At 73.8% G+C, this 13,448-nt stretch carries 13 protein-coding genes; 6 read left to right on the plus strand and 7 right to left on the minus strand.

What is annotated here, in order from left to right:
• The first annotated feature begins 20 nt into the window (after positions 1–20).
• Positions 21–755: a GNAT family N-acetyltransferase gene (locus P8A18_RS29950; protein ID WP_306059594.1), complete on the plus strand. Its 735-nt coding sequence runs from the start codon at positions 21–23 to the stop codon at positions 753–755.
• Positions 756–817: 62 nt separating this feature from the next.
• The gene (locus P8A18_RS29955; RefSeq protein WP_306059596.1) at positions 818–1,486 is read left to right on the plus strand and encodes a ThuA domain-containing protein; all 669 of its coding nucleotides are present in this window, start codon (positions 818–820) and stop codon (positions 1,484–1,486) included.
• A 62-nt stretch (positions 1,487–1,548) separates the two neighbouring features.
• On the opposite strand, the gene P8A18_RS29960 is transcribed toward P8A18_RS29955, so the two are convergent.
• The 3 genes from P8A18_RS29960 to xylB form a co-directional block, all read right to left on the minus strand.
• Positions 1,549–2,385 carry a hypothetical protein gene (locus P8A18_RS29960; protein WP_306059598.1) on the minus strand — a complete coding sequence of 279 codons (837 nt, stop codon included), beginning with the start codon at positions 2,383–2,385 and terminating at the stop codon, positions 1,549–1,551.
• A complete protein-coding gene (locus tag P8A18_RS29965; RefSeq protein WP_306059600.1) occupies positions 2,385–3,650 on the minus strand; it encodes a VWA domain-containing protein in 1,266 nt (421 codons plus the stop codon). The genes P8A18_RS29960 and P8A18_RS29965 overlap by 1 nt, the downstream gene beginning before the upstream one ends.
• Before the next feature lie 154 nt (positions 3,651–3,804).
• The gene (gene xylB, locus P8A18_RS29970) at positions 3,805–5,295 is read right to left on the minus strand and encodes a xylulokinase (RefSeq protein ID WP_306059602.1); all 1,491 of its coding nucleotides are present in this window, start codon (positions 5,293–5,295) and stop codon (positions 3,805–3,807) included.
• A gap of 230 nt (positions 5,296–5,525) precedes the next feature.
• Here xylB and xylA point away from each other — a divergent pair, with 230 nt between their 5' ends.
• Positions 5,526–6,695, plus strand: coding sequence for a xylose isomerase (gene xylA / locus P8A18_RS29975; RefSeq protein ID WP_306059604.1), 1,170 nt, complete (start codon positions 5,526–5,528; stop codon positions 6,693–6,695).
• A 69-nt stretch (positions 6,696–6,764) separates the two neighbouring features.
• On the opposite strand, the gene P8A18_RS29980 is transcribed toward xylA, so the two are convergent.
• From P8A18_RS29980 to P8A18_RS29995, 4 genes are all read right to left on the minus strand, one after another.
• A complete protein-coding gene (locus tag P8A18_RS29980; RefSeq protein WP_306059606.1) occupies positions 6,765–8,006 on the minus strand; it encodes an ROK family protein in 1,242 nt (413 codons plus the stop codon).
• A gap of 91 nt (positions 8,007–8,097) precedes the next feature.
• Complete coding sequence (locus tag P8A18_RS29985; RefSeq protein ID WP_306059609.1) at positions 8,098–8,745, minus strand: DUF305 domain-containing protein; 648 nt, start codon at positions 8,743–8,745, stop codon at positions 8,098–8,100.
• Positions 8,742–9,392: a thioredoxin-like domain-containing protein gene (locus P8A18_RS29990; RefSeq protein WP_306059610.1), complete on the minus strand. Its 651-nt coding sequence runs from the start codon at positions 9,390–9,392 to the stop codon at positions 8,742–8,744. Before P8A18_RS29990 ends, P8A18_RS29985 begins: the two co-directional genes overlap by 4 nt.
• 86 nt (positions 9,393–9,478) lie before the next feature.
• A complete protein-coding gene (locus tag P8A18_RS29995; protein WP_306059612.1) occupies positions 9,479–9,931 on the minus strand; it encodes a hypothetical protein in 453 nt (150 codons plus the stop codon).
• Positions 9,932–10,037: 106 nt separating this feature from the next.
• Between P8A18_RS29995 and P8A18_RS30000 the strand changes: the two genes are divergently transcribed.
• The 3 genes from P8A18_RS30000 (at position 10,038) to P8A18_RS30010 (ending at position 13,211) form a co-directional block, all read left to right on the plus strand.
• Positions 10,038–10,883 (plus strand): LURP-one-related family protein, encoded by an 846-nt coding sequence (locus tag P8A18_RS30000; RefSeq protein ID WP_306059614.1) that lies wholly within the window; start codon positions 10,038–10,040, stop codon positions 10,881–10,883.
• Between the two features lie 148 nt (positions 10,884–11,031).
• Complete coding sequence (locus P8A18_RS30005; protein WP_306059616.1) at positions 11,032–12,708, plus strand: FUSC family protein; 1,677 nt, start codon at positions 11,032–11,034, stop codon at positions 12,706–12,708.
• A complete protein-coding gene (locus P8A18_RS30010; protein WP_306059617.1) occupies positions 12,705–13,211 on the plus strand; it encodes a MarR family winged helix-turn-helix transcriptional regulator in 507 nt (168 codons plus the stop codon). Before P8A18_RS30005 ends, P8A18_RS30010 begins: the two co-directional genes overlap by 4 nt.
• The last annotated feature ends 237 nt before the right edge of the window (positions 13,212–13,448 follow it).

Genomic DNA, 13,448 nt, shown 5'->3' on the forward strand with positions numbered 1-13,448 from the left:
GTTCGGGAGAGGATCCGGCCATGGACGACGACGCGTTGATGGCCGGGGCCCGCCGACTGTGGGAGACACTGGCCGGGGTGCCCGTCTCGTTCGCCCGGTCCGGCGGCCCGGTCGTCGTCACGGCCCCCGCGTCCGCCCTGGCGCCGCCCTCCTGGGTGGGCACGGTGCTGCTGGGCGACGCCGCCCTCGTCACGGCGCCCACCGACGCGGTGGCGCGGGAGGTGCGCCGCGCGCTGGCGGGTGTGCCGGCCCGTTCGCTGACCGAACCCTCGGTGGTGTCCGGGGTGTTGGCGGTCGCCGGGGTACTGGGTCCCGCGACGCTCGCCTATCTGTCCGCCGACGACTTCCTGCCGTACGAGCCGCCCGGCGTCACCGTCGAGCACCTGCCCGCGCACCACACCGGTCTCCCGCGGCTGCTCGCCTCGGTGAGCGAGGAGGACGCGGGGGAGTGCGGGCTCGACGAGACCTCCCCGGCCTTCGTCGTACGGGACGGGGACGCGGTCGTCGCGGCGGCGGGCCACAGCGACTGGCCCGGCGGGACGGCCCACCTGTGCGTCCTGACCGCTCCGCACGCCCGGGGGAGGGGTCTTGCCCGCGCGGTGGCCTCCGCCGCGACCGCGCACGCCCTCGCGGAGGGCCGCCTGCCGCAGTGGCGGGCACGCCTGGAAGCCTCGCGCCGCGTGGCCAGGGCAATCGGCTTTCGCGAGCTGGGCAGTCAGCTGAGCGTGCGGCCGGGCAGCGCCGCGTCTTCCTGACCGAGGACACCGCGCGGGTCCTGGATCATGGGCAGCCCGTCCCCGCACCCCTGGAGCAACCGATGCCACGGCCGTCCAGCCAGTCCCGGATTCTCGTCTTCACCCGCACCACGGACTACCGCCACGACTCGATCCCCGACGGCGTCGCCGCGTTCCGCGCCCTCGGAGCGGAGCACGGATTCGCGGTGGACGCGACCGAGGACCCGGCGGTGTTCGAGGAGGGGCTGCGGGGGTACGCGGCGGTGGTCTTCCTCTCCACGAGCGGGGACGTCCTGACACCCGCCGGGCGCACCGGCCTCCGGGCGTACTGCGCGGCGGGCGGCGGTTTCATGGGGGTGCACGCGGCGGCCTGTACGGAGTACGGCTGGCCCTTCTACGGGGACCTGCTGGGCGCCCGGTTCGACCACCACCCCGCCTTCCAGCCGGGCACCCTCGTCATCGAGGACCGGGACCACCCGGCCACCGCCCACCTGGGCGCCACCTGGGACTTCACCGATGAGTGGTACGAGTTCAGGGACAGCCCGCGCGGCCGGGTCCACGTCATCGCCTCCGCCGACGCCGCCTCCTACGAGGGCGGTGAGGGGAGCGACCACCCTCTGGTGTGGACCCGCGAGCACGGCGGGGCGCGGGTCTTCTACACGGCGCTCGGGCACGCGGCCGAGGCGTACACCGACCCGGACTTTCTCGCCCATCTCCTGGGCGGGCTCCGTCATGTGATGCCGGCGCGGTGACGCGCCGGCGTCCGCCGGGCCGGGTCCGTGGCACACGGCCCGGCCCGGCGGACGGCCTGCCGTCAGACGCCCGGCGGCACCCGGGACGGGCGGCCGTCGCCGCGCGTCAGGGAGTAGCCGAAGACGGCCGTGAGCGCGGCGAGGATGCCGCCGCCCGCCGTCCACAGCCAGCGGCTGGTCCACCAGCCCGACGACCAGCCGTCCTCGGGCTCACCCGCGAGCGCGACCGGCTCGGCGGAGTCGTCCGAGCCGTCCGAGGCCTGCTCGGCCGAGGACACCCCGGGCACCAGCGGCTTCGACAGGGTGCCGTCGACATCGGCGGAGCCGCCCTGGCCCTCGGAGGTGACCCGGACCTCGGTGTGCACCGGCAGGCCCAGGTCGGCCGAGGCCAGGTCGACGACCGTGAGGCGCACGTAATAACTGCCCGGCAGCGGGTCGTTGGCCCACGGCTCGGCCAGGGCCCGGACGGTACGCAGCACACAGGTCAGCTCGACCGAAGAGGCGTCCGCCCCGGCCCTGCCGGTCTGCTTGCCGTACATGCAGGCCTGGCGGCGGCGCAGCCCGTCGTACACATCGACCTGCCAGGTCTGCGCCCCGTGCCGGGTGGTGCTCTCGGGCAGGTTCACCTTGGCCGTGACCGTGGCGCGCTGCCCGGCGTCGGCCGGGAAGACCCAGTACAGGTAGTCGCCGGTCGAGGCCCCGGCGGTGGCGGTCTCGTCCTGCTGGAGGGCCGTGGCGGTGCGGAAGGTGGTGCCCGCCTCGGTGGGGCCGGAGCCGTCACCGGACGCGCTCGGGCTCGGGCTCGCCGTAGCGTCGTCGGCCGCGGCGGCCCCCGCCCCGGTCAGCAGGGCCAGGCCGGTCAGCAGCGCGCCCGCGAGCACGCGTCTTGTACGGGACATCAGTTGGTCCTCCAGACAGCGACGCGCCAGCGCGAGATCCAGCCGATGAGCAGGCCCGCGATCAGCCCGGTCAGGGCGAGCGCGCCCAGCAGCCACCAGCCGTGACCCAGGCCGAACGCCGCGACGTCGGACGCCCCGTCGGGGGCGTCCACCAGGTCGACGGTCAGCTCGATGGGCATGCCGGGTGCGGTCTTCACCGACGCCGGGGCCGAGAACGAGTTGCTGACCTGGAGGCAGACGGTCTCCGCGGTCTTCTCGTCGTCGTCCAGCTCGGCCTTCGGGTAGCGCAGCCCGGACGAGATGGCGTCGGTGCGCCCGGTGCCGGACTCGGAGCCGCGCACGATCTCGCGGCCGTGTACGGTGACCGCGCGCAGCAGCATCCCGTAGTCGTTGTTGACGGCGCGGTCGGCGAAGACACTGACGGAGGCGCGCAGTTCCTGGCCGGGGAGCACGTCGACCTTGTACCAGCGGTGCTCGGCGAACTTCTCGCGGTCGGTGTAGAGACCCGGCTTGAGCTCGGGGGCGTCCGTGCAGCTGTCGGCGCCCTTCGTGGCGACCGGGGTGACGACGGGCTCGGCCGCCCGGTCCACCAACTGCTTGACGCGGCCGGAGAGTTCGTCCGCGTGCTGGACGGCGGTGTACGTGCCGCCGGTGGCCTCGGCGATGCAGGTCAGCTGCTGGCGGATCTTCGCGTTCGGCACCAGGCCGAGGGTGTCGATGACCAGGTGGATGCCGCGCGCCGCGATGTCGCGGGCGACCTCGCACGGGTCGAGCGGGCCGCAGGTGTCCTCGCCGTCACTGATCAGGACGATCCGGCGCGTGGAGTCGCCGCCCTCCAGATCGTCGGCCGCGCCCAGCAGGGCGGGCCCGATCGGGGTCCAGCCGGTGGGGGCCAGTGTGGCGACGGCGGTCTTCGCCTCGGTGCGGTCCAGCGGGCCGACCGGATAGAGCTGCTTGGTGTCCTTGCAGCCCACCTTCCGGTCGTCGCCCGGGTAGTCCGCGCCCAGGGTGCGGATGCCGAGCTGCACCTGCTCGGGCACCGCGTCCAGGACCTCGTTGAACGCCTGCTTCGCCGCGGACATCCGGGACTGGCCGTCGATGTCCCGGGTCCGCATGGAGCCGCTGACGTCGAGCACCAGCTCGACCTTGGGGGAGGCTTTGGTGGGGGTTTCATCGGCGGACGCCGGCAGCGCCGAGCCGAGCCCGGCGGTCAGGGTGGCGAGCAGGATGCCCACCCCGACCGTCAGCCTTCTTCTTATGATCATCGCCGGATAGTAGTGAACATCAGTTCGCTATCCAAAACGGCTGGTTGGGGCCGCCCGCGACAGCGCCGACGACGGCCCCACGTCGGCCCCCGCGACGGCTGTCCGGGGGCCGCTCGGGCGGATGCCGTTCGCGGGGCGGCCCCCTGACCGCCGGTCAGCCGGTGCGGTCCCCGCCCAGCAGGGGCGCCGCCGCCCGCTCCAGTACGGAACCGACCCGCTCCCAGGCCGTCAGATCCCGTCCCACCGCCTCCAGGAGCAGGTCCGCTCCGGTGTCCCAGCCGGCCGCGACGGCGACCGGGTCCGCACCCGTGGCCGCCGACGCGGCGAGCGCCGCCGCGCCGAGGGCGACGAGTTCGCCGGCGCCCGGCACGGTCACCGGCCGCCCGGACAGGCGCCGTACGGTCTCCACCCACATGCGCCCCTGGGCCCCGCCGCCGATCAGCCGCAGCGGCCGGCCCGCCACCTCGGGGTCCGCCGGATCGAGACCGCAGGCGCGCAGCAGCTCGTCCAGGGCCCGCAGCACGGTGACCACCGCTCCCTCGTAGGCGGCGCCGAGCAGCTGCTGCGGGGTGGTGTCGTGCCGGAGCCCCGTCAGGAGACCGGAGGCGGTGGGCAGATCCGGGGTGCGCTCGCCGTCCAGATAGGGCAGGAGGACGGTCTCGCCGCCGGGCACCGCGTCATCGCGGTCCAGGCCGAGCAGTGCGGCGACCTTGTCCACGGCCAGCGTGCAGTTGAGGGTGCAGGCCAGCGGGAGATACGTGCCGTCCGCCGCCGCGAACCCCGACAGCGCGGGCGACGCCGGCCTCGCCCGGGAGGCGGCGAAGACCGTGCCCGACGTGCCCAGGCTCAGGACCGGGTGGTCCAGGAGCCCGGCGCCGCCGAGGCCGAGCCCGACGGCGGCGCTCATGTTGTCCCCGGTGCCCGCCGCGACGGCGATCCCGGCGGGCAGCCCCAGCGCGTCGGCGGCCGCCCGCGTCAGCGAACCGGCCCGCTCCCCGCCGCTCGCCGCCACCTCGGGCAGCAGCGCCGCGTCGAGGCCGAGCAGCGCCAGCAGCTCGGGGTCGTAGGCGCCGGTCGCGGTGGAGTACCAGCAGGTGCCCGACGCGTCGCCGGGGTCGGTGACGGCCCGGCCCGAGAGCCGCTCGGTCAGGAAGTCGTGGGGGAGGCGGACGGCGGCCGTCGCCGCCGCGGTCTCCGGCTCGTTCTCCCGCAGCCACTGCCACTTCGACGCGGTCATCGCGGCCACCGGGACCGACCCGGTGCGCGCGGTCCAGGCGCCGGGGCCGCCGAGCGCGGCGGTGAGGGCCGCGGCCTGCGGGGCGGACCGGGTGTCGTTCCACAGCAGGGCGGGGCGCAGCGGGCGGCCCTCGCCGTCCAGGACGACCAGCCCGTGCTGCTGTCCGGCGACCGCGATCCCCGCGATGTCCGCCGCCGCGACGCCGGACTCCTTCAGCCCGGCGGCGACCGCGTCGCGCAGGGCCTGCCACCACACCTCGGGGTCGCTCTCGCGCGCACCGCCCTCGCCGGTGACGACGTGCGGGGCGCGGCCGACGGCGAGCAGCCGGCCGGTGGCGGTGTCGACGAACGCCGCCTTGGTGGACTGGGTGGAGCTGTCCACACCGATGACGACGGTATGCGGCGGCATGGCTGACCTCATTCGCTGATGTATTTGATCGTGCGGAAAACAAATTACGTGATCGAACCCGTTCGGAACAGGGGTCGTTCCGCTCTCCCGGTGCGGGTGTGCGGAGATCTTCGCGCCCTGGGGCTTTACGCCGCACGGGCGGTCCGTGCATGATTAGTCATGACAGTGAACAAATTGAGGTTCGGCCGCCCGACCGGCTGCGGACCCACGGCCCCGAAGGCGGCACCACCATGACGGATCGCTTCGCACCGACCCCCGAGGACAAGTTCACCTTCGGCCTGTGGACCGTGGGCTGGCAGGGCCGGGACCCCTTCGGTGACGCGACGCGCACCGCGATCGACCCGGTCGACTCCGTCAAGCGCCTCGCGGAGCTGGGCGCCCACGGGGTGACCTTCCACGACGACGACCTGATCCCGTTCGGCTCGACGGACTCCGAGCGCGAGGGCATCGTCAAGCGCTTCCGCCAGTCGCTGGACGCCGCCGGTCTCGTCGTCCCGATGGCGACCACGAACCTCTTCACCCACCCCGTCTTCAAGGACGGCGCCTTCACCGCCAACGACCGCGACGTCCGGCGCTACGCGCTGCGCAAGACGATCCGCAACATCGACCTGGCCGTCGAGCTGGGCGCCACCACCTACGTCGCCTGGGGCGGCCGTGAGGGCTCCGAGTCGGGCGCGGCCAAGGACATCCGCGTCGCCCTCGACCGCATGAAGGAGGCCTTCGACCTGCTGGGCGACTACGTCACCGAGCAGGGCTACGACCTCAAGTTCGCCATCGAGCCCAAGCCGAACGAGCCCCGCGGCGACATCCTGCTCCCCACCATCGGCCACGCCCTCGCCTTCATCGAGCGCCTGGAGCGCCCCGAGATGGTGGGCGTCAACCCCGAGGTCGGCCACGAGCAGATGGCCGGGCTGAACTTCCCGCACGGCATCGCCCAGGCCCTGTGGGCGGGCAAGCTCTTCCACATCGACCTCAACGGACAGTCCGGCATCAAGTACGACCAGGACCTCCGCTTCGGCGCCGGCGACCTGCGCCAGGCCTTCTGGCTCGTCGACCTCCTGGAGAACTCCGACTACACCGGCCCCCGCCACTTCGACTTCAAGCCGCCGCGCACCGAGGACTACGACGGCGTCTGGGCCTCGGCCGCGGGCTGCATGCGCAACTACCTCATCCTCAAGGAGCGCGCCGCCGCCTTCCGCGCCGACCCGGCCGTCCAGGAGGCCCTGCGCGCCTCCCGCCTGGACGAACTGGCCCAGCGCACCGCCGAGGACGGCGTGGCCGGGCTGCTCGCCGACCGCTCCGCCTTCGAGGACTTCGACGTGGACGCGGCGGCGGGCCGCGGCATGGCGTTCGAGGCCCTGGACCAGCTGGCGATGGACCACCTGCTCGGCGTCCGCTGACCACACCGCCGGACAGGGCCCGGGAGGGGGCGGACGCGCCGCGCGTCCGCCCCCTCCTTCGCGTACCCCTCAGGCCTGCGCCCGGTCCGCGTACGCCACCGGGTCGGCCAGCACGTCCGTCATCACCAGCGCCGCGGCGCCCCGCGCCGCGTCACCCGCCACGGACGAGGCGCGCAGCCTGCCCCCGCCCGGGGACCACAGCCCGGAGACGACCCGGCCGGTCAGCTCCTCGTCGACGTGCGGCGAGAGCCACGGCATCAGGTTCCGGTAGATCCCGCCGAGCACCACGGCGTCCGGGTCCAGCAGGTTGACCGCCCCCGACAGCACCCGCCCCAGCATCCGGCCGGCCTCCGCCACCGCGCCGACCGCCCGCTCGTCGCCCGCCCGTACCCGCTTCTCCAGCTCGGCGACCGCGAGCCCGCCGCCCCCCTCGACGCCGGCCGCCCGCAGCAGCGCCGCCTGCCCCGCGTACTGCTCCAGGCAGCCGCGTGAACCGCAGCGGCACTGCGGGCCCCGCGCGTCCACCACCACATGGCCGATCTCCCCGGCGAAGCCGTGCGCCCCGCGCAGCAGCTCGCCGTCGATCACCAGGGCACCGCCCACGCCGATCTCGCCGGTCAGGTAGAGGAAGCTGCGGACGCGGTCCAGGCCGCCGAACCACAGCTCGGCCAGGGCCGCGAGATTCGCCTCGTTCTCCGAGCGGACCGGCAGCTCGCGGCGGCCGGGGCGCTCGGCGGCCAGCGAGGCGGCGAACAGCTCCTCGGCCGGCACCTGGTTCCAGCCCAGGTTGGGCGCCTGGCGCACCGCGCCGCCCGAGACCAGGCCGGGCAGCGCCAGGGCCACGCCGACCGGGAACAGCTCCTGCTCGCGCGCCGAGTCCAGGGTGCGCGCGGCGATCCGGGCCGCCCGCGCCAGCACCTCGGCGGGCGGGGTGCCCCGGTTGTCGAGATGCTCGGTGAGCCGGACCCGCCCGGTTCCCGCCAGGTCGACCACGCAGACGGACACGTAGTCGATGTTGACCTCGACCCCGAGCCCGGACGGGCCCGTGCGGGCCGTCTTGAGCGCGGTGCCGGGGCGGCCGGCCTGGCCGCTGAACGTCTTGCCGGACTCGGTGAGGAACCCGCTCTCCAGCAGCTGCTCGACCAGCGAGGACACGGCGGCCCGGGTCAGCCCCACGCGCGCGGCGACACCGGCCCTGGTCGCTTCCCCCTCGCCCTCGTCGCGGACGGCCCGCAGCACGAGGCTCAGGTTGCTGCGCCGGACGGTGTCCTTGTCGGCCTTGGGCCCCAGCGGTGTGAGGTTGCTCTTCATATCGGTCCTGAGCCTATGCGATTCCGTACGTCAGTACGGGCGCGGTCCGGACGTGCCGGGCCCCGCCCGCGGGCGGGACCCGGCACGTCGCTCAGGACGCGGCGGCCCCGCGTTCCTTGAGCATGTCGGCCATGAGCGCGATCTCGGACCGCTGGCCCAGGACCATGCCCGATGCCAGGTTCTTGATCTCCTCGGTGCCCGCCGCCGAGGCGGCCGCCTCGGCCATCTCGGCACCGGCCGCGTGGTGCGCGGTCATCAGCTTCAGGAAGAGCACCTCGGCGTCCTTGCCCTCGGCGGCCCGCAGGGCGTCCAGCTCGGCGTCGGTCGCCATGCCGGGCATCAGCGCGCCGTCGCCGCGCGGAGTGAAGGAGTGCCCCATCCAGGCCATGGCCGGCCCCGGGGAACTCTTCGCCCGCCCCCACATCTCCAGCCAGCCCAGCATCATGCCGCGCTGGTTGGCCTGGGTGTTGATGATGTCGAACGCGAGCCGGCGCACCGCCTCGTCGGAGGTGCGGTCCCGCACGATGAACGACATCTCGACGGCCTGCTGGTGGTGGACCGCCATGTCACGCGCGAATCCCACATCGGCCGATGAGTCGGCGGGCGCCGACGCGGAAACCGCCGGGGAGGCGGGCGACGAAGGCCGTACGAGCGTCAGCGCGACCAGCGCGAGCGCCAGCAGCAGTACGGCCCCGCCGGCCAGGACCAGCGGCCGCGACGTGCGCGGATCGGATGTCACTTGTCGATCCCTCCGGTGCAGGCGGCGCCCGGCTCCGGGGTCTGCGGGCCCTGCACGTACTTGGTGAAGAACTGGGCGACCCGGGCGTCGGTGGCGCTCTTCACGGTCAGCTGCTTGCCCCAGGCGCTGAGCATAAGCGGCGCCGCCTGGTCCTCGACCGGGCTCATCAGGGAGTACGGGGTGCCCGACACCCGTTCCGTGAACTTCTTCACGTCGGCGGGGGCCGCCTTGCTGGTGTACGTCACCCACACCGCGCCGTGCTCCAGCGAGTGGACGGCGTTCTCCTTCGGTATCGCCGCGGTGTAGACGTCACCGTCGCAGTTCATCCACACGGGGTTGTGGTCGCCGCCGACCGGCGGGTTCATCGGGTAGTCGACCGTCTTCTCCACATGGTTCTGCGTGAGATCGTCCCAGCTCTTCTCGCCGTCGACGGGCGAGGACTTCGCGGCCGCCTCGGCCTTGTCCTGGTCGTCGGCGGCGTTCATCAGATAGCCGCCCCCGGCGACGAGACCGGCGACCACGAGGACGCCGACGGTGAGCGTGATGACGCGGGAGCGGCGCTCGCGGGCCCGCTCCCGGCGGCGGGCCTCCTCCAGCTTGGCGCGGCGGGCGGTGGAGGCGGTGTTCTGCTTGTTGGCGGAAGCCATGACGGGTCCTCGGGTTCATCGGATCGGGACAGGACGGACGGCGTACGGGGGAGTCCGCACGCGGGCAGGGGAGATCCCCGGCCGTCCTAGATCCGCTGAACCTGGAGGCGTAGCCGGTCGACGTCGCCGACGGCGTCGTTGGAGGGGCCCCGGATGCGGGTGCCGCCGGTGAGGGGGCGGGCCGGGAGGACCGCGACGGCGGCCGACGGAACCGCGGCCGGAGCCGGCTGGCCGGACAGCACGACCGGCGCCGAGCCTTCCGACGTGCCGTGGCAGGAGTCGCCCGTACCCCGGTGACGGGGGGCGTCGGCCACCACGGTGCGCACCGCCGTGAGGTCCGTCCACGGGGCGAGCGCGGACGCGGGCGCGAACTCGGACGCGGGGGCGAATTCGTGGGAGGAGGAGGCGTGCTCCCCGGACGAGGGCGACGAGCAGCAGGAGACCAGGGCGACCAGGATGAGCACCCAGGCGAGCACCATCGGCGCGCCGGTGCCGCGCAGCCGGTCCGCGCCCTCGCTCAGCCTCTTCACGCGGCACATCGTACGCGGCGCGTGAAGATTCAAGCAGTACGGGACGGGGTCCGGTGAACCTGTGCATCCATGGACAGGGGGTTCCGCTTTCGGCGCGCCGGGATAGTGTGCCCCGGTGACAACGCACTCGAACGTATCTGCGGGCTGGTATCCCGATCCGCACGGCGCCCCTCAGCTGCTGCGCTACTGGGACGGCTCCCAGTGGACCGAGCACACCAACCCCGCGGGTGGTGGCGGCCAGGCCCAGGGACAGCCCCAGGCCCCCGCTCAGGCTCCGGTGCCCCCTCAGCAGTCGCCCCAGCAGCAGGCGGCCCCCCAGCAGCCCCCGGCCGTCCCGCAGCAGGGCGGCGCCCCCGGTGCGGGCTCGCTCTTCAATCAGCAGGTCCTGGTGGTGAACCAGAAGGCCAAGCTGATCGAGGTGACGAACGAGTACAGCGTCTTCGACCAGCACGGGAACACCATCGGGTCGGTCGTCCAGGTCGGCCAGGGCGCTGTGCGCAAGGTGGTGAGGTTCCTCACCAGCATCGACCAGTACCTGACCCACCGGCTGGAGATCCGCGACGCCTACGGGCAGCCGCAGCTGCTGCTGACCCGCCCGGCGAAGTTCATCAAGTCCAAGGTCATCGTGCAGCGCCCCGACGGGCAGCCGGTCGGCGAGATCGTCCAGCAGAACGCCATCGGCAAGATCAACTTCGCGATCATGGTCGACGGGCAGCAGGTCGGCGCGATCAAGGCCGAGAACTGGCGCGCCTGGAACTTCGCGATCGTCGACCACAACGACGCGGAGATCGCCCGGATCACCAAGACCTGGGAAGGCCTCGCGAAGACCCTGTTCACGACGGCGGACAACTACGTCCTCCAAATCCACTACCAGCTGCCCGAGCCGCTGCTGAGCCTGGTGGTGGCGACGGCCCTGACCGTGGACACCGCCCTCAAGCAGGACGCCCGCGGCCTGGGCTGAGGCTCCGCCCTCCTTGCGCGACCGCCCGCGCCCCTCGCACGACACCGTGCGAGGGGCGCGGGCGGTGGTGCGTCCGGGGCCCGTGGCCGGCTCCCGGGCTGGTCCGGGCCAAGTATTTTACTGGTGTAATACCTGTTAAGGTATATGAGTGAGTGATACAAGCATCAGGTTCCGCAAGCCGGCCGTCCGCAGGCTCCCGCTGACCGGCCCGCTGCGTCTGGTCCGGCCGTCGGACATGTGGTTCAAGCCGGCCACCAGCGTCGTCGTGGCCACGGCCGTACCCAACCTGGTGCTGCTCTGTCTGGGCCGCCTCGACCTGGTGATGTACACGATGGCCGGCTCGCTCTGTGCGCTGTACGGCCACAACCTCCCGTACGCGCGCCGCGCCGGCACCGTCGCCGCCGTCGTCCTCGGTATGACCGCCGGTCTGGGCATCGCCCTCGTCCTGGCCTCGCTGACCGGCTCGACCGCCGTGCTGATCGCCGCGGGCGCGCTCCTGGCGGCCGGGCAGAAGCTGCTGTGCGACGCCTCCCGGGTCGGGCCCCCGGGGCCGGTGATCTTCACCTTCGTCAGCTCCGCCGCCCTGTTCGTCCCGCAGACGCTCGGCCAGGTCCCGGGCCACCTCGTCCTCACGCTCGGCGCGGGCGCGGTCTCCTGGCTCGTCGCCGTCGTCGCCCCCGCCCTGATCCGCCGCGACGGACCCGAACGCCGTGCGACGGCCCGCGCGCTGAGCGCCGCCGCAGCCCACGCCGAAGCGCCCGGACACGCCACCCGCCGCGCCGCGGTCGCCGCCGTCCACGCCGCCTGGCAGACGCTCATCGCCGCCGGCCGCCCCACCCCCGCGCGCCGCGCCCTGGAGCGCCTCGTCGTCCACGCCGAGACCTCGGCCCTGACCGGCACCCCGGACGCGGCCGACGCCGCCCGGCTGCGCGAGTGGGCCCGGCGCACCCGCGCCCGCGGCCCCGTCCCCGCCCCGCCCGAGGCCCCCGGGACCGACGCCGAACTCTTCGGCGTCGAGGCCGAACGCGCCGCCCGGGGCAGCTCGTGGCGCACCCTGCTCAAGGGCCTCGCCCCCGGCTCCCCACTGCTGCCGGTCGCCGCCCGCACCCTCGTCGGCTGCGCCCTGGCCGGTTACGTCTGCTCGGCCGTCGGCGTCGGCCGCCCCTACTGGGCGATCGTCACCGCCGCCTCCCTCTACCAGGCCAACGTCACGCTCTCCTGGAACCGCACGCTCCAGCGCACCCTTGGCAACCTCATCGGCGTCCTGGTCTTCGCCGCGGTCCTCCCCGCCGCCCGGAGCACCCCGCTGGCCCTCATCGGCTTCTGCCTCCTCTTCGGCTTCGCGGCCGAGGCCCTGATCACCCGCAACTACTGGCTCGGCTCCGTCGCCGTCACGCCGATGGCGCTGCTCGTCCTGGAGTACGCCGGCAGCCACCCGGCCGGCGAGCTGATCGGCGACCGGGTCCTGGACACCGTGATCGGCGCGGCCGTCGGCTTCCTCGCCGCCGTCGTCGTCACCAACCGCCGCGCCACCGGCCGCGTCGAGCGCGCGCTGGCCGCCGCCGAACAGGCCCGCGCCCATGCCGTGCGGACCCTCGCGGCCCCCGAGCCCGCCCCCGCCGCGCTCGACGCCGCCCGCCGCAGGCTCACCGGCTCCCTGGTCGAACTGCGCGAGGCCGACGACACCGCGGCCGGTGAATGGTGGCAGCGCGCCCTGCCCCAGGAGGCGGTGCTCGCCGCCGAGCAGGCCGGACACCGTACGCTCGCCGCGACAGCGAAACGGCAGGGGCCGACCGCCCCCGCCCAGGAGAACGGAGCGGTGTGACCGACGACATCGTCGCCTCGGTGGTACGGCAGTGGCGGGCCGTCAACCCGGAGCTGGACACCGGCCCGATGGAGCTCATCGGCCGTATCAACCGCTGCTCCGCCCTGCTCCAGCAGGCCGAGGACGCGCCGCTGCGGGCGGCCGGGCTGACCCGCGCCGAGTTCGACCTGCTGGGCGCCGTACGCCGTACCGGACGCGAACTGACCCCCGGCGAGCTGGCCCGGGAGACCTTCTCCTCCGGAGCCGCCGTCACCAAGCGGCTCCGCGGCCTCCAGGAGCGCGGCCTGATCGCCCGCCGCGGTGACGAACGGGACCGCAGGGTCGCCTACGTACGCCTCACCGACGAGGGTTGCGACCTGGTCGACGGGCTGCTGCCCCGGCAGCTGGCCTACGAACGCGCGGTGCTCTCCGGCCTGGACGCCGAGTCCCGCGACCGGCTGAGCGCACAGCTCAGCGAGCTGCTGGTCCAGCTGGAAGGCCGCATCGGCGGCGCCCGCCCCTGACCCTCCGAGGGCGCGCGCCCGGCGCGCGCCCCGGCCCGTCATCACTCGTACGGGCCCCTTCGATCACATGTGCCCATCTGTCGCTCTGTGGGGCGATTCTTCCTCATTCCTCCGTGTCGTCACTCCCCGCACACGCGTGAAGGCGCTGCGTGCAAAAACTCGTGAGTGTATTACCGCGGGAGCGCTCGCGCAGGGGGTTGGAGGAATGTGCGGAAGCACTGATTCGATCTGACTAAG

Source organism: Streptomyces sp. Mut1 (assembly GCF_030719295.1).
In the GTDB taxonomy this organism is placed as follows: Bacteria; Actinomycetota; Actinomycetes; order Streptomycetales; family Streptomycetaceae; genus Streptomyces; species Streptomyces castrisilvae.

Coding starts and splice junctions, on each gene's coding strand:
- P8A18_RS29950 (WP_306059594.1), top strand. CDS start 21: ATGGACGACGACGCGTTGATGGCCGGGGCCCGCCGACTGTGGGAGACA.
- P8A18_RS29955 (WP_306059596.1), top strand. CDS start 818: ATGCCACGGCCGTCCAGCCAGTCCCGGATTCTCGTCTTCACCCGCACC.
- P8A18_RS29960 (WP_306059598.1), bottom strand. CDS start 2,385: ATGTCCCGTACAAGACGCGTGCTCGCGGGCGCGCTGCTGACCGGCCTG.
- P8A18_RS29965 (WP_306059600.1), bottom strand. CDS start 3,650: ATGATCATAAGAAGAAGGCTGACGGTCGGGGTGGGCATCCTGCTCGCC.
- xylB (WP_306059602.1), bottom strand. CDS start 5,295: ATGCCGCCGCATACCGTCGTCATCGGTGTGGACAGCTCCACCCAGTCC.
- xylA (WP_306059604.1), top strand. CDS start 5,526: ATGACGGATCGCTTCGCACCGACCCCCGAGGACAAGTTCACCTTCGGC.
- P8A18_RS29980 (WP_306059606.1), bottom strand. CDS start 8,006: ATGAAGAGCAACCTCACACCGCTGGGGCCCAAGGCCGACAAGGACACC.
- P8A18_RS29990 (WP_306059610.1), bottom strand. CDS start 9,392: ATGGCTTCCGCCAACAAGCAGAACACCGCCTCCACCGCCCGCCGCGCC.
- P8A18_RS29995 (WP_306059612.1), bottom strand. CDS start 9,931: ATGTGCCGCGTGAAGAGGCTGAGCGAGGGCGCGGACCGGCTGCGCGGC.